Genomic DNA, 20,192 nt, shown 5'->3' with positions numbered 1-20,192 from the left:
ACTCCTTTTTGTTTTGATATTTGTTGTGTAATTATGAAATAAGAAGTGAAATCATTATTTCATGACATTAAGTTTACACAATAAATTTTATGTTATCTAAATAGTTCGGATTAAAATCTTGCCTTCAAAATGGGTTAGCATTTATGATGGATTGGTTAAAGTATGTATACAAATACAATAACTATCAATTTTGCTAGAAAGGAGTTTTATATACGTAAATGAAAAATTTTAATGCGTTATTTTTAGATGGAACACATTGCATGATTTTTCAAGCCGTTTCGCACACACCGGAGAGCCAAGGCTGGATGGGTGGAAATGCACCACAGTATTTTGATGATAAGCTGGAAATGATAAATGGAAACGGAATAGATCATTATTTTTATTTATGTTTAATGCATCCCTTTGAAAATGAACATATGATTTCTATTTTTATTCCTAAAAAATATGACGAGTATTTAGACAATAATATTTACCCAAACTGTTCAATTCAGGTTTTTGAACATCCAGTTAGCGAGGAAAGTACACAGAATTATTTTACTAATTTTGGACTTAAGAGGCATTCTATAGTATTGGACAAAATTATAAAGGATAGCGAGTCTTTTGACCAACCTTTTTTGATTAAGCTTGGTGGTACTCCACGATTAATTCAGGATGAGGATTACTATTTTACAGAGCTTAAAAAACATAACTTTGATTTTTTGCTGCAAATCGATGAGGACGGGTATCCAGATTCTTTTCTGGATGATACAGACTATCCATTTAGTTTTGGTGCATTATATGTATTTGCCCATTTATCAGATCCTTCTTCTAAACTAAATCCAATTGCCGGGTTCTGGCAATACTCCTAGCTATATTATTAATGTAATTATTCCCAACATTGAGCAGGGAAGAGGAGTGGATAAAGTATAAACTTCATAATCACGCATATAAAGTATGTCTAGTTAGTAGTTCTTTCATATTACTTCTATATGTGTGATTGGTTTGGAACAAATAGCTTTAAAGCGAATTATAAACTTAGATATAGCACAAAAACTAAAATAGTTTACATAATATATAATATGTTAATTATAATCCTCTATCATAGTTTACTATGAATTACAGGTAATTTTAACACTATAAAAAGTGCGCAAAATCAGTATTTTGCGCACTTTTTGATTTAAACGATTTTTATATGATAGAATGGATAAGAGATTGTGATAAATTATGATCAAAATATATATAATTCTATCAAAATACATAAAAATGTAAATTTACAACTAAGGACTGAGATAAATACATGGCAAGGAATTTTGAATTGGAGCAAACCTACGAGGAACCACTTCGAGCTTTTGATATATGGATGAAACAGGCTGGATATACGTTAACAACGCAAAGGGAATATAAGCGTGAGGTGTTGGCGTTTTTAGCATCTCTGCAAGATAAATCAGTGCAAGCTACAACAAAGATGGATGTAATCGGCTTTTTGGTGATGAAGCAAGGTCAAGCAGGAGATAAGACACGTAATCGCACTTTATCTGCTTTGCGTACCTTTTACATTTCGCTCATCGATTTTGAGTTGGCTACACGTAATCCGGCTATGGAAGTCAAAAAGTCTAAAACTGAAAAAAATAGAAAACCTATTTATTTAGAGGAGCAGGAACTAACTGAGGTGATTGGTTATATAAAGGGAAGATACCGCTCTCGTAATATTGCCATTTTTTTATTAATGGGATATTGTGGATTACGTGTAGGAGAGGTGCATCGCCTTAACCTAGACAGCTTCAAAAAATCTAAGGGGACTATTGAAGTGTTGGCGAAGGGGCGTAAGTGGAATGAAATCCCTTTACCTGAATTACTTATCCCATACTTAACTGAGGTAGAGGCAAGTCGTATTACCCCATATCGTCAAAAGGACGAAGCTTTTTTTGTATCGCAAAAAGGCCAACGGTTGTCTATTCGGCAAATTCAGAAGATTGCGAATGAAACATTTGCTATTTTTAAAAAGCAGCGACCTGAATTAGGTGATTTGAAGCTCTCATGTCATAAATTAAGACATTCCTTTGCTACGATGTTACTAAATAAAGGGGTAGACATTCGGATTGTAAAAGAATTGATGGGGCATGCATCAATTGAAACGACAATGATTTATACACACGTAAATGATGAGCAGAAGAAACAAGCGATGTTAAGCATAGAAATACCGCAGGTAGGATGAGCATTTATTTTGGAAGTAGCATCCCTACTTTCATATATAACAAAAACAAAAACCTATCCTGAGATTGAATTTATTTCATCCGTTGGCAAATAACAAACTAGCCAAATAAAAAAAGGAATAACGAAATTCGTTATTCCTTTTTTGGTATAGTTAAGTTTAAAAAGTTACTTACCTTATCTGAGTGAATTCGGTCTAACACATATTTTTTAGAGAAACCCACCTCATCTGAAGCTTGCTCCCAAAGAGTAAGACCTCTAAACTGCATCAATTCTTTTGATGGACTAGCACCAGAGAAATATAACAAATCAACAGCGGATGATACTTTCGCCATGTCCTGCCGATCCTCCATAGAATAAGGCAATTTATCTAGCGTTTTGGCGATTCGTTTAGAAGAATTTTCATAAAAAAAGTCATGTGCGTAAGTGTCAAAATTGTTCAGGTCAGGATTGCTTATCCCTTTTTCTTTACTCCATTTTGCAACAGGCGTTTGCTCTGCAGTGTATGTAAGCTGCAAAGTATCTGCATTATAATGGATTTTTCCATAATGGTGCGGGTACACGCTGTTTGCACTTGTTGCGATATCGTAAATCTTGCCATTTGTCGCAATATCCTGAATATGAATATGACCCGATAAAACGAGTGGAACATTGTTGTTTTGCAAAATAGGAGTTAACTCATCCGCATTATTTAACGTAAATCCACCATCAAGCAAATCACTATGATCCAATAAATTGTGGTGCATAACAGTAATGATTTTAATATTTTTTTTCTTCGCTTGCTCGCCATATTGCTTAATCCACTTTAGTGTGCCTTTTCCTAACTGTCCATCCGTTTGGGGGATATTCATCATCACGTTATTGTCATATCTAGATGTATCTAACATCAATAACCATAGATCATCAGATACCTCGGCAACATAGCTTAATGAATCCTTATCTCTAGTTAGTGCGTTACGATAGCCAAAGTCTTCGTATATATTGGAAAAATCCTCAGGTGAAATATAGGGTGCTTTGTATTGTCCATCGCCTTTGAACTTTCTTGCCCAAGGGTTAGAAATATCATGGTTTCCAGGAATGACATACACAGGCGTACCTGCGTCTTGTACACGCTTTAGCTTTTTGGCTAAATCCTCATGACTGCTTTTTTCCCCGTTATTCGTTAAGTCTCCACTTAAAATAAGCGCTTCGGGTTTGTCTTGAATGACGGTATCTACTAGCGCATCAGTAAGTTGATCACTGTAATTTAAAAGTTTTGAATTTCCTGCCGCAATGTATTCATGGAAAGCTTGACCGTTATCATGTAGGGTAGGGGAAAAATAATGAAGGTCTGTTGCTACATACAAATTCATTTCCTTTAAATGTGGCTTCTTCCCCCCAGCTTGAGGTTGTGCCTGACATGCGGTGAGTGTAGATATAGTTAATAATAAAATACATAATCTTTTGAACGAACGACGTGTAGACATGGTTTCCTCCAATTATCGTAGCTAAAATTCTAAATATTAACTATATCGTAGCTCTATTTGTGCCAAAATGCTGTGTCAGTTACATGAATTTATCATTTGGGTACGCCTGACTATTTACGCCTGACGGTTAGATCTAAGACTTCTCCATATTTGATAAACGATAACCGCTAAAAAGGCTACAATACAAATGATCACGGTCGTCTTAATTGCAGGATATTGATTATTCCATCCTTCTGCCGATTGGTGTTTAACTAAAATACCATAGTATGCCCACACCATGACGAGTCCGTAAGGGATGTCATGATTTTTGAGAATGACTGTCGACCCCAACAATAAGCCAACGATTAGGATAATAATGGTCCAGAGCACTTGATGACTTTGGAAGAAATCTAACTGTAGGCTGACGATCCATGCTGTAATATTGGCAATCGTTGCAATCGTGATCCACCCAAAATAAACGCTAAACGGCAACCGCACAAATATATAATCTTTCGTGGATAAGGACTGTTTTGTTAATATAGTCACGATTCTAATTAATGTGATTAATAAAATGAGCATAATGATGACGGATAAACCAATTTGTTTATAATGCCATGCAAATAACCATCCCATATTGGCGGCTGCATTAATGATAAACCAAATCCGAACCTGTCTCCATACCTCCTCATTTATTTTGGAACCACGGTTAAATAGTCCCCATTGATATAGCACAAATCCTGCTAGTAATACATAAATGACACCCCATATCGAAAAGGTGAGGCCTGCGGGTGCAAACAAATTAGGATAGGAATCTGATACCTGCTGTGGTGTCAGGTTGTTAAGCGGTAAAAGAACAGAAAGTGCATTGACAGCAATCATTCCGATATAAAAAAGAGTGACTAGTATGCGTAATACGATAGGTTTTTGTGTATTCATTTGTTTTTCCTCCTTCTCAGATAAATAGCATATATTTACATCTTACACATGCATAACACTGATTATTCATTTCCCCTCCATATAGTTCTAGGTTATGACGGGCTATAGCAAATAGGAGTTATATGAAGCAAAACCATTTATGTTATCTTTTTATTAACAAATATTTAACCAAAAAACAGAAGTTCAAAAATTTTTCGAATAGCAAAATGAATATCAAAATGGCTAGTAAAATGGATGGCAATGTGTATAGAAAAAATTATCAACTTTGTTGAAGGAGAGAGAACCGATATGAAAAGTAGTAACTTAGGATACCCACGCATTGGTCAAAACAGAGAATGGAAAAAAGTACTTGAAGCCTTCTGGGCAGGAAAGCTATCGGAAGCTGATTTTCATGTACAACTGAAGCAAATCCGATTACAAAACCTCAAAAAGCAACAGGATCAGGGGATAGATATTATACCTGTTGGTGATTTCACTTATTACGATCATATTTTAGATACAGCAGTGATGTTTGGATTAATCCCAACACGTTTTGAATATAACGGAGGGAAGGTACGCCTAGCGACATATTATGATATTGCACGTGGGAATGCAAAGGCGACGGCTGGAGAAATGACCAAATGGTTTAACACCAACTACCATTATATCGTGCCAGAACTAAATGGAATTAAGCCGGTATTAACTGAAAACCGTTTACTTACTGCATATCGTGAAGCGAAGCAAGAGCTAAATATTGAGGGTCGTCCAGTATTAGTAGGCCCATATACGTTGCTAAAACTGTCTAAAGGCTATGAGCAAGAGGAGCTTGGCGCATGGATTGAGAAATTGCTTCCATTATACGCGCAGGTACTTACAGAACTACAAGCAGAAGGGGTAACATGGATTCAAATCGATGAGCCGATCGTCTCCACAACCTTGTCTGAGGATGATAAAAAGCATATCGCACATATTTATAATTACTTGACTAACGAAGTGTCTAGCCTGAATATTTTACTCCAAACTTACTTTGAAGCTGTAGATGATTATGAGTTTGTGACTGGGCTTCCAGTGGATGGAATTGGACTTGATTTTGTGCATGATCGTGGTGCTAATTTAGCAGCCATTTCAAAATTCGGTTTTCCAGCAGATAAAGTGCTGAGCGCAGGTGTAATTGATGGGCGAGGAATTTGGAAGGCAGATTTGCATCAAAAATTAAAGCTACTAGAAGAGTTAAACCAATATGCACACAATATTATTGTAGCGCCTTCTAACAGTCTACTCCACGTACCTGTAACCACGGCTGGAGAAACAAAGCTAGATCCAGTTGTGCGTGATGCACTCTCTTTCGCAGATGAGAAATTGACTGAAATTGTAACTTTAACAAAAGGGATTAATGAAGGGGAAGCAGCGATTGAGTCCCAACTGATCGATGCGGCTAAAAAACGTGATACCTTAGCGCAATCACCTTCAAGAGATGTGAAAGCTGTTCATGCTCTTGTAGCGAATTTAACGGATGAGCAAAGCAATCGGAAGAGCAAGGCAGAGGTTCGGAGAAGGCTTCAAGAACAAAAGTTCAAGCTACCTTTATTGCCTACAACTACGATTGGCAGCTTCCCACAAACGCCAGAGGTACGTGCAGCTAGACAAAAATGGCGTAAAAAGATATGGAGTGAGGAGCGCTATAATTCCTTTATCGAGAATGAAATTAAGTTTTGGATCGAGGAGCAAGAAAAGTTAAATTTAGATGTGCTTGTGCATGGTGAGTTTGAACGCACAGACATGGTAGAGTTTTTTGGAGAAAAGCTTGAGGGCTTTGCATTTACTTCCAACGGTTGGGTTCAATCCTATGGCTCACGTTGTGTAAAACCACCTGTTATATATGGGGATGTAGATTTGTCCCAGCCAATGACCGTAAAAGAAACAGTATTTGCACAATCGTTAACGAAGTTGCCTGTAAAAGGTATGCTAACAGGTCCAATTACAATTTTGAACTGGTCTTTTGTACGTGATGATATTCCGCGTAAAGAGGTTGCTTATCAGATTGCCTTTGCACTACAAAAAGAAGTAGAGGCACTTGAAAATGCAGGTATCGGTATGATTCAGGTCGATGAGCCAGCACTTCGTGAAGGGTTGCCATTAAAGCGTGAGCAATGGGAGGAATACTTGGATTGGTCCGTTCGCGCTTTCAAATTATCGACAGCAACGGTACAGGATGAGACTCAAATTCATACCCATATGTGCTATAGCGAATTCCATGATATTATTGATGACATTAGCGCTTTGGATGCCGATGTGATTTCAATAGAAACCTCTCGAAGTCATGGTGAATTAATTAGCAGCTTTGAAAGCTATCACTATGATAAAGGGATTGGGCTTGGCGTTTATGACATCCATAGTCCACGTGTGCCAAGTGTAGAGGAAATGACTGTGATGATTGATCGTGCATTACGCGTTCTTGACCCAGCTTTGTTCTGGATTAATCCAGACTGTGGGCTTAAAACTAGAAAATATGATGAAACTGTAGCGGCGTTAGCTAATATGGTTAAAGCCACAGAAGCGGCTCGATTAAAATATAACAGTGTAAAAGCGAACTAAGGCAATACTGAGCTATGTTGCTTGTATGGAGTAATAGTCCGTTACACATACTTTAAATTCTAAATAAATATTGAGTTAGCGATACTGACGTGGTACGCTAGTTAACGATCATGTTTAGAATTTTAGGGTATACCGTAAAGGAGGAAATTTTATGTCAATAAAATGGACAGAAATTACAACAGAACAAGAATGGAATGAAATTTTAAATAAGTCATCAGAGCGAGGACAAGTAATTTTAAAGCATAGCACAACTTGTCCTGTTAGCTCTAATGCACTTAAAGAATACGATGCCTATTTAAATGGCAATCCAAATGCGGATACAGATTACTTTCTAGTTAAAGTTATTGAATCTAGACCCGTATCTAATAAAATCGCAGAGGATTTGAACGTGAAGCATGAATCACCACAAATCCTATATGTAAAAGACAATGCAAAATATTGGACAGCATCCCATTGGGCGGTGACTACTGAGCATATTACTGCGGTGTTAGACTAAGAAACTAGATTAAGAAATAGAAAAAACGGTACATGGAGATTGTTAAATCGAAAGCGATCCTCTGCAAATGAGGACAGCTTTATCCAGTACCGTTTTTTTTTATGTTGATTTATATTATTTGAATTTATACTTATTTCGATCCTCTTCAGTAATTTCACGTAAAACTCGGCAAGGATTACCCACTGCTATGACACCTGATGGAATATCACGCGTAACGACACTTCCAGCACCAATGACACAATTATCCCCAATGGTCACCCCAGGCATCACAATCACATTTCCGCCAAACCAAACGTTGCTTCCAACATTAATCGGATAAGCATATTCTAAGCCAGCATTACGTTGCTCCACGTCAATAGGATGTCCTGCGGTATAAAAACCACAATTAGGTGCGATAAACACATTGTCCCCAAACGTTACTTTGGCACAATCTAAAATGACACAATTATGGTTTGCATAAAAGTTGTTACCAATTTCAATGTTATAACCATAATCACACCAAAACGAAGGTTCAATCCAGAAGGTTTCTTTCGTTTTCCCAAACAATTGAGTAATTATTTCTTTTCGAGCTTGTACATTTGAAGGTAGCAGTTGATTGTATGTATGACACAGATCCTTTGCCTTTATTCGTTCCTGTATTAGCAGTGGGTCGTTATTTGCATCATATAGCAACCCTTTAAGTGCCTTTTCTTTTTCGTTCATTTTAGAACCTCCACGTTTAGGCTTATGATATCCATAAGATAATAATGTTTCACTTATTTCTTGTCAAGGAGTATGATAAGCATCGAAGGGGAGAGAACGATGAATAAAATCATGAACAAGATACCAGGGGTTGCATTGACCGCAATGATTGCAATTCCTGCATGGCTCATCGGAAAAGCTTTTCCGATCGTTGGGGGTCCAGTTTTAGGGATATTGTTTGGCATGTTGCTTGCTTTTTGGAAGCGGCCACAACGTTTGCAAAGTGGTATTTCTTACACATCGAAAAAGCTATTGCAGTATTCCATCATTTTGCTTGGCTTTGATATGAATTTATATCATGTGATTGCCGCTGGGAAGCAGACCATTTTGTTAATGGTCTTCACATTACTAGCTACCTGTCTCACGGCTTGGTTGGTGGGAAAACAATTAAAGCTTGAATGGAAAACGACTACGCTAGTTGGTGTGGGTACTGCAATATGCGGGGGATCAGCGATCGCGGCTACAGCACCTGTTATTGGGGCAAACGAGGAGCAGATCGCACATTCTATTTCTACTATATTTTTGTTTAATGTCATTGCCGCTTTTTTATTTCCGTTTCTGGGACATTTACTTGGGATGAGTGATTACAGTTTCGGGTTATGGGCAGGAACCGCGATTAATGATACATCCTCCGTTGTTGCTGCCGGCTATACCTACAGCGATTCCGCAGGGGATCTAGCTGTCATCGTAAAACTAGCTAGAACGCTGATGATTGTCCCTATTACGATTGTGCTTGCTATCATCATGAGTAAAAAGTCACGCCTTGAGCAAAAAGAGAATGTGCCCAAAAACACTTATAGCCTTGCTCGCATTTTTCCATGGTTTATCGTTGGTTTTGTGCTTGCTTCAATTATAAATACTTTTGTGGCTTTACCTGTGGGATTTGGAAGCGCACTTGCCCAATGCGGTAAATTCGTCATTACGATGGCAATGGTGGCGATTGGACTAAATACTAATGTCGTTAAGCTAGTCAAAAGTGGTGGGAAGTCGATTACGCTTGGTTTTATCTGTTGGCTCATTCTTGCGGTCACTTCAATTATGGTACAGCATTTTATTTTACATGTATAACGAGCATACTAAGCAATACAAAACAGGCGATTAAGCCTGTTTTTATTTTAGCTATTTGAGTTCTTCATTTCCTCTAATTAAAATAAATTTTAAAATTTAATTAATTTTTAGTACCAGATACTAAGACTTAGTGCTATACTATAAAAAAACAAATAAATCCATTGAGGTGAAGGTAGAGATGATTATTTCTAAGGCGAAAATTACAGCGATTGGCACTTATGTACCAAATAAAATATTAAGTAATGCAGATTTAGAAAAGCTAGTGGATACAAATGATGAGTGGATTGTACAGCGTACAGGAATGAGAGAGCGGAGAATAGCTGAACAAGATCAATTCGTATCCGACCTCGCAGCTTTAGCTGTAAAAGATATGATTACTCGCTATCAAGTGGATATCTCTGATGTAGATATGATTTTAGTGGCAACAAGTACGCCTGAATATGCCTTTCCAAGTACAGCAGCTAGAGTACAAGCTAAGCTAGGAATTATGGGAACTGGAGCGATTGATTTAAATGCAGCTTGTGCAGGTTTTACGTACGGTCTTCAATTAGCCAATGGATTAATAACAAGTGGAATGTATCGCAAAGTGTTAGTGATTGGCGCTGAGACGTTATCCAAAATTACAGATTATACTGATCGAACCACCTGTATTTTGTTTGGGGATGGCGCTGGAGCTTTTCTAATTGAAAAAACTGAAGAACAAGGCGACTTTATTACTGCCGTCTCAGGTACACAAGGTGAAGGTGGAATTCATGTCTATAGTGCTGGTCTATCTTCTGTCATGAATGACGTTACCCTTCAAGGTGAAGGAAAGCTTGTTCAAAATGGAAGGGAAGTATACAAATGGGCAATTCGTACTGTCCCTGAGCAGTTAAATCGAATGTTAAATTTAGCAAACTTACAACCAGAGCAAATTGACTGGTTTGTGCCTCATAGTGCGAATCTTAGAATGATTGAAGCGATGTGTGAGCGTGGTGCAATTCCAATTGAACGAACATTATCAAGTGTTGAATATCGCGGAAATACGTCTGCAGCTTCAATTCCTCTAGCGATTCAGCTTGCAGTAGACGAAGGAAAATTAACAAATGGACAACGTTTAGCTTTAGTAGGCTTTGGTGGTGGGCTTACGTATGCAGGAGTTATTATAAATTGGAGTGTGCCTGATTCCCAAGTTGCAAATACTTAATGTGAACTGAATATAGAGTGACTAGGTATAATTTGTGCTGGTTTTAGGAAAGGTAACATTTGAAAGTTAAAAAAGTTACGTCCTAAAAAATGCTTTACATTTTCTTATTAATTGTATACAATTTAATTGTTGAAGGTTATATTGTATAAAATATTAAATTGAAGCTTGATTTAGTGATAAGGAGACGATAATAATGAAAACATTGTATGAAACAACAATTAGCAATACGGGTGGCCGTTCTGGTGTTGTTCAATCCCCAGATAGCGTGTTTATGTTAGAGGTAGCTACACCACCTGAGCTTGGCGGAAAACAAACAACGGCTACGAATCCTGAGCAATTATTTGCAGCAGGGTATAGTGCTTGCTTTAACTCCGCTTTAGAATATCAACTTAAAAAAAGCAATGTAGAAATTGAAAAAAGCACTGTAACTGCAACGGTTATGCTTAAAACAGATCCAGCTGATAATGGCGTAAAATTAGAGGTTGAATTAGAAGTAAAAATCGAAGGGTTAGATGAAGAAACAGCAAATAAATATGTGAAGCTTGCTCATGATTATTGCCCATACTCTAAAGCAATTAAGGGCAACGTGAATGTTACTGTTTCTGTAGCTTAATAAATAAGTAAATAAGAATGAATGAACAAACAAGTACGTATCAGCTAAGCTGGTGCGTGCTTTTTTCTGTTATTTTGTTATCTAATGAAAAAAAGGTAGAGACTCAAAAAATATTATTGTTTGCAAACCTATGCTAAAATAGAGTTCGTGATAAATTTTTATAGAACTTATTAATAGAACTTATTAAAGGAGGCTACTATGCAGCCAATTCAGCCCCAAGACATCCAGTCTCAAATCGATCAGCTTGCAAATCAAGAGTTGTACATACATCTTGAGGTAACGTCTGGTGCTTATGCAAATCATCGAGACTGTAGCAAGCATCCAGGATCAGCTTTTATATCGAATGCACGTATTCAATATAGTAATGGAGCAATATCAGGTCAAGGTCCCTATCGAGTTGGTTTAAAAACAGAGCAAGGTTGGGTTTACGCCGAAGGACTTACCCATGTGGATGAGCAGGAAAAGGAACGCTTAATACTTGCTGGTCATGATAACCAAGGCAAGCTTGTTGTGGCTTTGCAGCTTAGCAAAGAGATGTTCTAAATGAAAGCGGAGGATCACATACAGATGAATAAAGAACAATATAAGGATAAAACGATTTTAGTTGTATTTCCTCATCCAGATGATGAAGCATTTGCCGCAGCAGGCACATTAGCGATGTATATCGAGGGTGGAGCTAAGGTCACTTATGCTTGCCTAACACTCGGCGAAATGGGCCGAAATATGGGGATACCCCCTTTTGCAAACAGGGTTACTTTGCCACAAATTCGTAAAAAGGAATTAGAGGAATCAGTGAAAGCCATCGGTATTCAAGATTTAAGAATGCTTGGTTTTCATGATAAAATGGTTGAATTTGAAGATCCAAAAAGATTACAGGGCATCATTACTGATTTGCTTAACGAGGTGAAGCCTTCGCTTGTGATCACTTTTTACCCAGGTTATAGTGTGCATCCCGACCATGATGCTACTGGAGTAGCTGTTATTTCTGCCATAAGCCAGCTTCCAGCCTCTCACAAACCTACGGTACATTGTGTTGCGTTTTCCAACAATCATGAGCAGGAAATTGGCAAGCCAGATATCGTGATGAATGTAGAAGAAGTCATTGAAAAAAAAATGAAAGCGATACACGCGCATCGTTCTCAATTTCAAGCAGCAGAGCTCGTAGGCAATCAGACTATGAATGTACAACAAAGCGTTCAGCGCTTCGGCAGAGAGCCATTTTGGACTTATCGATTTGAATAAGTGAACAGATTATAAACAAGTAAATTGGTATCTTAAAGGGAAACTATGGAGCTGTAGCACACTAAAGCTATAGTTCCATACAGTTTCACAAGTTTAATTTGACGTATTTATTTTTTTATGTTATTTTCTTGAATGAAAATTCATTCGAATATGAGGTAACTAATATGTCTAAAGATAAGCAAGGAGATATCATTATAGCTGCATTAAAGCTATTTGCAGAACGCGGATATGATGGAACAACAATACCGATGATTGCTAAGCAGGCAGCGGTTGGGGCTGGAACCATTTATCATTATTATGAAAATAAAGAAGCGCTTGTGAATAGTCTTTTTGTTCACTGTGTTACAGAGCTTACGGAGGTGCTCATCTCCCAATTTCCTCACACCAAAACTTTAAAAGAACAGTTTATTTATATTTATCGGCATTTGTTTAATTACGCCAAGGAAAACATCAATGCCTTTCTATTTATTAATTCTCATGAAAGTGGACATTATTTAGACGAGCATAGCCGATTAAGCTTTCAAAGGTTCCTTTCATTTTTTAATGAGTCGCTTGAAAAGGGGAAACGTGATGGATATATTCGTGTATTAGATACCTCTGTGCTCATTTCAATTGTTTATAGTCCAATATTAATGTTGATTAAGTTCATAAATAAAGGTCTATTAACCTACTCAGATGAATTGCTGGAAAATCTGATTGAAAGTGCTTGGGATGCTATTCGAATCATTTGATTCGTTAGCCTTGTTATATTTCGAATGAATATTCATTCGATTATATATAAATATAGAGCAAATCAACAAATTCGATTTGTAATTGGAAGGAGAAACCACAATGAGAAAATTATCAGGTTGGAGAAGCTTGTCATTTGTTTTGTGGATTGTTGTTACGATTTTTGCTTTAACTACTATGCCGGACTTAGATCAGTTGGTTCGAGAGAAGGGCAAAATTAAGTTACCAGAGTCGGCACAAAGCAATGTGGCCATTTCACTAACTAAAGAGATGAGTACAGAAAAAAGTGATGTCTATGATATTATTGCAGTGTTCAATAGTGGGAAAGATCAGCCACTACAGGCTGAGCAGAATAACGTCATAAATACTACGATTCAAGCATTAAAAGATAACAAGGAAAAACTGGGAATTACAAAAATAACTTCGCATTTAGATAATGAAGAAGTGAAAAAGCAGTTATCCTCTAAAGACGGCACGACTATTCTAACGCAATTTTCAGTTTTAAAAAGTGATGACATGAATAAAGTCAAAACGGAAATACGACATTTTCTAGATGAGCAATTGAAGGGAAGTCATCACGTTCAGTCTTACCTAACAGGAAGTAGCTTAATTGAATTGGATTTTTCTAATTCCACACAAGAAGGTGTAAAAAAAACTGAGCTTATAGCTATTATATTTATACTTATTATCCTTTCCCTTGTGTTTAGATCACCTGTTGCACCGTTAATTTCACTTATTACTGTCGGTGTATCATATTTAGTATCATTAAGTGTTGTTGCGCATCTTGTGGACTCATTTAACTTTCCATTTTCTAGCTTCACACAGGTATTTTTAGTTGTTGTATTATTTGGTGTGGGTACAGACTATAACATTTTATTATATACCAGATTCAAGGAGGAGCTGAGCTCAGGGCAGACTAATAAGAGTGCAGTGGCCGCGACGCTCAGATCAGCAGGAAAGACAGTAATTTTTAGCGGTATTGCAGTACTGATTGGTTTTGTTTCTTTAGGACTTGCCAACTTTAAATTATATCAATCTACTTCTGCTGTAGCCATTGGTGTGGGTGTGCTGCTTATCGTTTTATTAACCTTAAACGCATTTTTTATGGAGTTATTAGGCAAGAAACTATTTTTCCCTATGAAAAAATTCAAAAGCCATGGTGAAAGTGAGCTATGGGCTTGGCTTGCCAAAAACTCAATCGCACGTCCCATTCGTTCGATTTTATTGGTTCTGATTCTTTTAGTACCTTTCATCATTAATTACACAGGCAATCTTAATTTTAATGATCTCTGGGAAGTCAGCGATAAATATGAATCAAAGCAAGGCGTTAATGTCATCGAGGATCATTTTTCGCCAGGCTTTTCAGCTCCCGCTACTCTTTTTATTCAGGCTAAAGGTGAACTTAATCAACCTAACGATTTGCAAAAAATTGATGAATTGACAGAAAAAATTTCAAAAATCAAAGGGGTTGCTGAGGTATATTCTGTGACAAGACCAACCTCGGAAAAAATACAGAAGTTATACATTAACGATCAAACAAAGCAATTAAATACAGGTTTAAATGATGCAAATGATGGGATTAACAAAATTAATGAAGGTATAACTAGTGCAGATGGACAATTGAAAAATAATCAAGTTAATGATATTTCAAAGATTCAAGATATGATTCAGGGTACAACAGATATGAAAAATGGAGTATCGAAGCTTAAAGGTGCATTGGATCAGCTTGCAACAGGAATGAGTAGTGGAGCTTCAGGTGCCGAACAAATAAAGGAAGGTTTAAGTTCACTAAATCAAAATGTCGACTTATTGTCTAAGTCCACCACTCAACTATATGAAGGCTACCATCAGCTAGAAAATGGACTAAGCACGTATGAGCAATACTTTCAAACTATAGCTCAGGCATTATCAGGGGCTACCCAAGGCTATCAACAAATTGATAATCTGATGAAAAATTTAATTGCTGAAAAGCCAGAGCTTGCAAATGATAATAATATAAATCAAACGATATTAATTTCGAAAACTGCAAAGGAGCAGCTAACACAATTATCCACGCAATTTAGTCAGCTAACAAAGCAACACCAGTCTGCGATGCAGTCATTTAAAACCGCCAATGATTCTCTATTACAAGTGAATACTGGAATGAAACAAATCTATGGTGGGATTGAAAAGCTTCAGGGTGGAAGTGCTAATTTAAGTAAAGGATTAAATCAAGGCGTAACGGGATTAAAGCAAATTTCTGAAAAATCTGCCCAGATGGAGTCAGGCTTAACTCAAATTAATGAAGGACAAAAGCAGTTGTACTCTGGCCTAAATAAGCTGCAAGGTAAGATGGGAGAGCTTCAATCTGGACTAACAAAAAGTACAGATGGGCTTTCTAAAGTAAGCTCAGGACTCACTGAGGCCCAAAACTATTTAGCTGAACTAAGCTCATCTCAAAGCTCTGAAAAGTTTTATATAACCAAAGAAGTACTTGAAGGTAAAGAATTTAAAACATCGCTAGATATGTATATGTCACCAGACATGAGAACAACAAAATTGATCATTATTTTAGATCAAAATCCTTATTCAAGACAAGCAATGCCTATTATTGATGAAATATATGCACAAGCTAACGGTACGTTAAGTGGTACAGAATTAAGTCATGCGAAGGTAGCTATAGGTGGAATTACAGCCCGCAACGTCGATTTGCAGCATTTATCTCAAAGCGATTTTACCCGTACCGCGATCATTATGATGTTAGGCATTATGATTGTTCTTATGATCATTACAAGATCATTTAAAAACTCAATCTTTATCATTATGTCCTTAATAGTAGTTTATTTCTCAAGCCTTGGCATTAGTGAGCTCATCAGTAAGCATATTTTTGGTATTGATCTGTTAAGCTGGAATGTACCATTTTTTAGCTTTATTATGATCGTAGCGCTTGGCGTAGACTATAGCATTTTCTTGATGATGAGTTATAACGAATTAGAGGGAGAGTCATCGCAGCGCATTGTAAAGGCTTCTCGACATATTGGAACTGTAGTCATCTCTGCTGCACTTATATTAGGAGGAACATTTGCTGCGTTAATTCCTTCAGGTGTGCTTACATTGATTCAAGTTGCTTTTGTCGTAGTTGTTGGATTAGCCTTATTAAGCTTTATTGCGATGCCAATCTTATTACCAGCACTAATTAAAGTATCTTCGATTCAGAATTGGAAGTTAGGAAAGTCAAAAACTACAGAACAAGAGGGGAATATAACAACTTCTAATGATTTATAAAATAAGAAAAATAAAAATTTAATATTATAATCACACAAAAAAGGCGTATTGACATTTTGACCAATAAAAAGGTTGGTTTTCATGTCAATAGCCTTTTTGAGTTACTTTACTATAGGGATGTTATTTTCCCCCCAGGCAACAATAGATTCAACTAAAGGGACGAGCTTTTTGCCCGCCTCGGTTAAAGAATATTCTACTCTAGGTGGAACTTCATTGTATTGCTCTCTATGAATAACCCCGTAGTCAATTAAATCCTTTAAACAATTCGTTAACATTGTGCCTGTAATTCCATTTAGACTTCGTTTTAGTTCATTATACCGAATCGTGTCATTTTCACTGAGTATGGCTAATATAGGCAGATTCCACTTGCCACCAATCACTTGAAATGCAAAAGTCGCAGGACATAATTGTTCTAAATTGACATTATATTTCACCGCTATCACTCCAATAGTACATTTTTTATACTTAGTCAGAAAAATAATCGTACTTGTTAATATTAATTCTAGTCATATAATTGTACTACATAAGCAATAAAAATAGGAGGGGCTATGATGAGTAATAATAACATGATGTGTGATCTAGCAACGGGTGTTTGTGGAATTGTAGATGAAGATACGATACAAGAAATTGATTTTAACGTTACTGAGAAAAAAATAACACTTTTTTATACGACGGATCCAATCTGCTCACATTGCTGGGCACTTGAGCCTGTATTAAACTCTTTTGTTGAACAATATGGTCAATACTTTAATATAGAAGTAATTATGGGTGGATTGTTAGCTAGCTGGGAAGGATTTTCAGATGGAGCAAATGGGATTAAACAGCCATCAGATGTAGCTCAGCATTGGCAAGAGGTAGGTCAACATTCACGTATGCCTATTGATGGCACCTTGTGGCTCACTAATCCCATTTTGTCATCCTATCCCCCCTCTAAAGTATTTAAAGTGATCGAAAGTAAAAAGGTTGGCAAGGAAGCTGAATTTTTAAGACGTGCACGAGAAGCTGTATTTGCGTTCAATCGTAATATTGGCGAAGATGAAGTACTTGTTGATATTGTTAATCAGCTTGGGATGAATGGAGCACAAACCGTGGAGGAAGCTTCTACAGAGTCTGCCCAGCAATTGCTGGAACAAGATTTTGAAAAGAGTGCTTCTCTTGGTGTCCGTGCTTTTCCAACGATTATTATGGTCAATGAAGAAAATAAAGGGGTCAAAATTGTAGGAGCTAGATCATTAGATACGTATATCGATGCATTACAAAAAATATGTAAGGAACAGATTCAAGCAAAACCAGTGCCAAGCCTAAGCAAGTTATTGCAGCACAGTAAGAGGTTATTTTCAAAAGAGATTGAAGTGATGTATAGGACTCCGAAGAGTGAAGTACAGACCTTTATTCAAACACATTTACCTGAAGGACACTATCGTACCCAATTTATAATGAATGAGTTATATATTGAGTTAGTGTAGGTTAAAATTATGCACCAATCAAGGCGATCGTCTATATAATGTTGAAAAAGGAGTTGGGCGGATGATGTATGCTTATTATCCAATGTATGCTTATCCTACTTTTCGACAAGACGGCCAAGCGAAATGGACCGCATCCAGTGTTGATTTAAATAGGCAGCTTAGATCGTTATGGGAACAACACATCTATTGGACGAGATTAACGGTAAACAGTATTGTGGATGGACTTGGTGATGTAAAGCCAACTACAGAGAGACTACTTCGGAATCCTAGTGATTTTGCGAACGTGTTAGCGCCCGTATATGGAAATGTCATTGCAACTCAATTTGAAAAATTACTGACAGAGCATTTAACCATTGCCGCTGAGCTTGTAACTGATTTAAAGTCAGGAGATATGAACGCAGCAGAAGATGCTCAAAAACGTTGGTATCGCAATGCAGATGACATCGCTGCATTTCTTGCCTCCATTAATCCTTATTGGTCCGAAGAGGAATGGAGAATGATGCTTTATGAACATTTGCGTCTTCTTAGTGAAGAGGTTACCGCTCGGATAGCGAAGGACTATGAGAAAAACGTGGCTACTAATAATGTCATCGAACCCCAAGCATTACAGATGGCTGATGTAATGACAAGTGGAATTGTTCAACAATTTCCGATGTTATTTTAATATTAGGTAAAATCTAAAAAAGTCATACTGACCTTACCCATAAGCAAGCTCATGCCAGTATAACAAGCTACTAAGCTGTTAATAGCTTATAATAATACAATAATACAAGCCGTCTTCTAGTAAACGAGAAGAACGGCTTGTATTTGTTTCGCAGTTGTTGGTTAAAGATTACTTATTGTATGAAATTCTTTATCCTTTTCGATGGGAGCCTGCATACCGAATACCCATAAACTGGGCTAAATCTTTATCTACAGTCACAAGGTCCTCACGATTTAATTCATGAATATCACTTTTTCCAATCACCTGCACAGCAGCTTTCAGTTCCTCATTACACGATTTAATGAAATTGTACAGATGAGTGGCCGCTTCATCAATATCTAATTCCTCTTTTAATTTCCCAGAATAAAGCGCTAGCTGTGGTGGTGGATAGGTGGGGAGTGCTTTGGCCATCTGATTTTGTAGCGCCGCAATAATAGCAATGGTACCAATATAAACGGCATCTGCCCCCAATGCAACGGCTTTAACAAAATGCCCCGGTGTACTTAAGCCACCAGCAATGATTACACTAAACCGATCTCTGACTTCATGCTCTTCTAGCCAATCTACTGCTCTTACTAATGAATGGAGCGTTGGTAAGCCAATATGGTCTTCTAATGTCGTTGGAGATCCAGCCGTTCCTCCTTCAGAGCCATCAATGGCAATGAAGTCTGCATTTGTTTTGGCAATAACCTCTAAATCATATTCTATAAAATCAGAGCCTGCAATTTTTACGCCAACAGGCACATCGACTTTTTCTTTAATACGATTCACTAGGCTGATAATATCCTCTTGAGAATTAGTATTTGGGAAACGAGGGTGAATGGTGGAGCTTTCTCCATTGTTTAATCCCCATGTTTCTTGAAGATGATCGTCATCGCCAATTTTCTCAGAGGTGTCTGTAATTTCTGCGCCACCGCCCCAAGCCCCTTGACCAAATTGAACCTCAATCGCATCAAAGTGTTGTAAATCCTCTTCTTTTAATCTCATTCCACGGTTAAACTGCCCAATTAAAAACTTGGATTGATCTCGTTCTTCCCTGGTTAGTCCTGATTCACCCGTATTGGTTGAAGTGCCAGCCATCGCTGAACCTTTGGCAATCGCCGTTTTCATTTCTAAACTTAAAGATCCACCATAAGACATTCCTGTAATCATAATGGGGGTTTCTAGCTTTAGTGGTTTTTTTGCACTATTCCCAATTACAGTTTTGATTTGGACTTCATTTAGACTACTTGTTGGCAACTCATGCAATTGTCTTGGATTTAAAAGAATGTCCTTCCATGGAGATAAAACGTTCGGGCTCCCTAGTGGGCGATCAATGCTTTTCCCAGTTTGTGCTCGCATCGCGGCTTCCATCATGGCAAAAGGGGTTAATTTCGTTGCGATTGTGGTCATTAAAAATGGATTTTCGGCATATTCACTGCTTAACATGTTAACTAAAGCGGCGTCCATCATTGGATCTAGCAGTTTTAACATCATTTTCTCAATCATTTTAGAAAGCTCCCTCTTAACTTCATAGTTTAAAGGTTAGTGTAACTCTTT

General features: G+C 37.3%; 18 protein-coding genes. 13 read left to right on the top strand and 5 right to left on the bottom strand.

Going from position 1 to position 20,192, the window contains the following annotated elements; translation table 11 throughout:
• The first annotated feature begins 218 nt into the window (after positions 1–218).
• Together ABE099_RS06765 and ABE099_RS06760 are read left to right on the top strand one after the other, a co-directional pair.
• A complete protein-coding gene (locus ABE099_RS06765) occupies positions 219–848 on the top strand; it encodes a hypothetical protein (RefSeq protein WP_430028654.1) in 630 nt (209 codons plus the stop codon).
• A gap of 428 nt (positions 849–1,276) precedes the next feature.
• Positions 1,277–2,194, top strand: coding sequence for a tyrosine-type recombinase/integrase (locus ABE099_RS06760; protein WP_430028652.1), 918 nt, complete (start codon positions 1,277–1,279; stop codon positions 2,192–2,194).
• A gap of 130 nt (positions 2,195–2,324) precedes the next feature.
• Here the strand turns inward: ABE099_RS06760 and ABE099_RS06755 are convergent, their stop codons facing one another.
• On the bottom strand, positions 2,325–3,656 hold the full coding sequence (locus ABE099_RS06755) for a metallophosphoesterase (protein ID WP_430028650.1): 1,332 nt from the start codon (positions 3,654–3,656) through the stop codon (positions 2,325–2,327).
• A gap of 114 nt (positions 3,657–3,770) precedes the next feature.
• Positions 3,771–4,571 (bottom strand): tryptophan-rich sensory protein, encoded by an 801-nt coding sequence (locus ABE099_RS06750; protein ID WP_430028648.1) that lies wholly within the window; start codon positions 4,569–4,571, stop codon positions 3,771–3,773.
• Between the two features lie 288 nt (positions 4,572–4,859).
• On the opposite strand from ABE099_RS06750, the gene metE reads away from it, so the two are divergent.
• Complete coding sequence (gene metE / locus ABE099_RS06745; RefSeq protein WP_430028646.1) at positions 4,860–7,145, top strand: 5-methyltetrahydropteroyltriglutamate--homocysteine S-methyltransferase; 2,286 nt, start codon at positions 4,860–4,862, stop codon at positions 7,143–7,145.
• Positions 7,146–7,302: 157 nt separating this feature from the next.
• Positions 7,303–7,641: a bacillithiol system redox-active protein YtxJ gene (ytxJ, locus tag ABE099_RS06740; RefSeq protein ID WP_430030509.1), complete on the top strand. Its 339-nt coding sequence runs from the start codon at positions 7,303–7,305 to the stop codon at positions 7,639–7,641.
• A gap of 114 nt (positions 7,642–7,755) precedes the next feature.
• On the opposite strand, the gene ABE099_RS06735 is transcribed toward ytxJ, so the two are convergent.
• Positions 7,756–8,343, bottom strand: coding sequence for a sugar O-acetyltransferase (locus tag ABE099_RS06735; RefSeq protein ID WP_430028644.1), 588 nt, complete (start codon positions 8,341–8,343; stop codon positions 7,756–7,758).
• 99 nt (positions 8,344–8,442) lie between these two features.
• Between ABE099_RS06735 and ABE099_RS06730 the strand changes: the two genes are divergently transcribed.
• The 7 genes from ABE099_RS06730 to ABE099_RS06700 all read left to right on the top strand — a co-directional run bounded on the left by ABE099_RS06730 (position 8,443) and on the right by ABE099_RS06700 (position 16,484).
• Positions 8,443–9,450, top strand: coding sequence for a YeiH family protein (locus tag ABE099_RS06730; RefSeq protein WP_430028642.1), 1,008 nt, complete (start codon positions 8,443–8,445; stop codon positions 9,448–9,450).
• 178 nt (positions 9,451–9,628) lie between these two features.
• Entirely contained in the window at positions 9,629–10,636 is a 1,008-nt protein-coding gene (locus tag ABE099_RS06725; protein WP_430028639.1) for a ketoacyl-ACP synthase III, read from the top strand.
• Positions 10,637–10,829: 193 nt separating this feature from the next.
• Positions 10,830–11,249: an organic hydroperoxide resistance protein gene (locus tag ABE099_RS06720; RefSeq protein ID WP_430028637.1), complete on the top strand. Its 420-nt coding sequence runs from the start codon at positions 10,830–10,832 to the stop codon at positions 11,247–11,249.
• A gap of 198 nt (positions 11,250–11,447) precedes the next feature.
• Positions 11,448–11,792, top strand: coding sequence for a YojF family protein (locus ABE099_RS06715; protein WP_430028635.1), 345 nt, complete (start codon positions 11,448–11,450; stop codon positions 11,790–11,792).
• Between the two features lie 24 nt (positions 11,793–11,816).
• Entirely contained in the window at positions 11,817–12,491 is a 675-nt protein-coding gene (gene bshB2 / locus ABE099_RS06710; protein ID WP_430028633.1) for a bacillithiol biosynthesis deacetylase BshB2, read from the top strand.
• A 164-nt stretch (positions 12,492–12,655) separates the two neighbouring features.
• The gene (locus ABE099_RS06705; protein ID WP_430028631.1) at positions 12,656–13,222 is read left to right on the top strand and encodes a TetR/AcrR family transcriptional regulator; all 567 of its coding nucleotides are present in this window, start codon (positions 12,656–12,658) and stop codon (positions 13,220–13,222) included.
• A 100-nt stretch (positions 13,223–13,322) separates the two neighbouring features.
• Positions 13,323–16,484 (top strand): MMPL family transporter, encoded by a 3,162-nt coding sequence (locus ABE099_RS06700; protein ID WP_430028629.1) that lies wholly within the window; start codon positions 13,323–13,325, stop codon positions 16,482–16,484.
• A 101-nt stretch (positions 16,485–16,585) separates the two neighbouring features.
• On the opposite strand, the gene ABE099_RS06695 is transcribed toward ABE099_RS06700, so the two are convergent.
• Positions 16,586–16,918, bottom strand: a complete 333-nt coding sequence (locus tag ABE099_RS06695; protein ID WP_430028627.1) for a winged helix-turn-helix transcriptional regulator — start codon at positions 16,916–16,918, stop codon at positions 16,586–16,588.
• Positions 16,919–17,035: 117 nt separating this feature from the next.
• On the opposite strand from ABE099_RS06695, the gene ABE099_RS06690 reads away from it, so the two are divergent.
• Entirely contained in the window at positions 17,036–17,950 is a 915-nt protein-coding gene (locus ABE099_RS06690) for a DsbA family oxidoreductase (RefSeq protein ID WP_430028625.1), read from the top strand.
• A gap of 61 nt (positions 17,951–18,011) precedes the next feature.
• Entirely contained in the window at positions 18,012–18,614 is a 603-nt protein-coding gene (locus ABE099_RS06685; protein WP_430028623.1) for an acetylglutamate kinase, read from the top strand.
• A 189-nt stretch (positions 18,615–18,803) separates the two neighbouring features.
• On the opposite strand, the gene ABE099_RS06680 is transcribed toward ABE099_RS06685, so the two are convergent.
• On the bottom strand, positions 18,804–20,141 hold the full coding sequence (locus tag ABE099_RS06680; protein WP_430028621.1) for an FMN-binding glutamate synthase family protein: 1,338 nt from the start codon (positions 20,139–20,141) through the stop codon (positions 18,804–18,806).
• Positions 20,142–20,192 lie beyond the last annotated feature (51 nt).

Origin of the sequence: Paenibacillus turicensis (genome assembly GCF_050461185.1) — a bacterium.
Classification (GTDB): domain Bacteria; phylum Bacillota; class Bacilli; order Paenibacillales; family Paenibacillaceae; genus Fontibacillus; species Fontibacillus turicensis_A.
The sequence above is the reverse complement of the archived record's forward strand: the minus strand, read 5'-3'. Positions and strand labels throughout refer to the sequence as shown.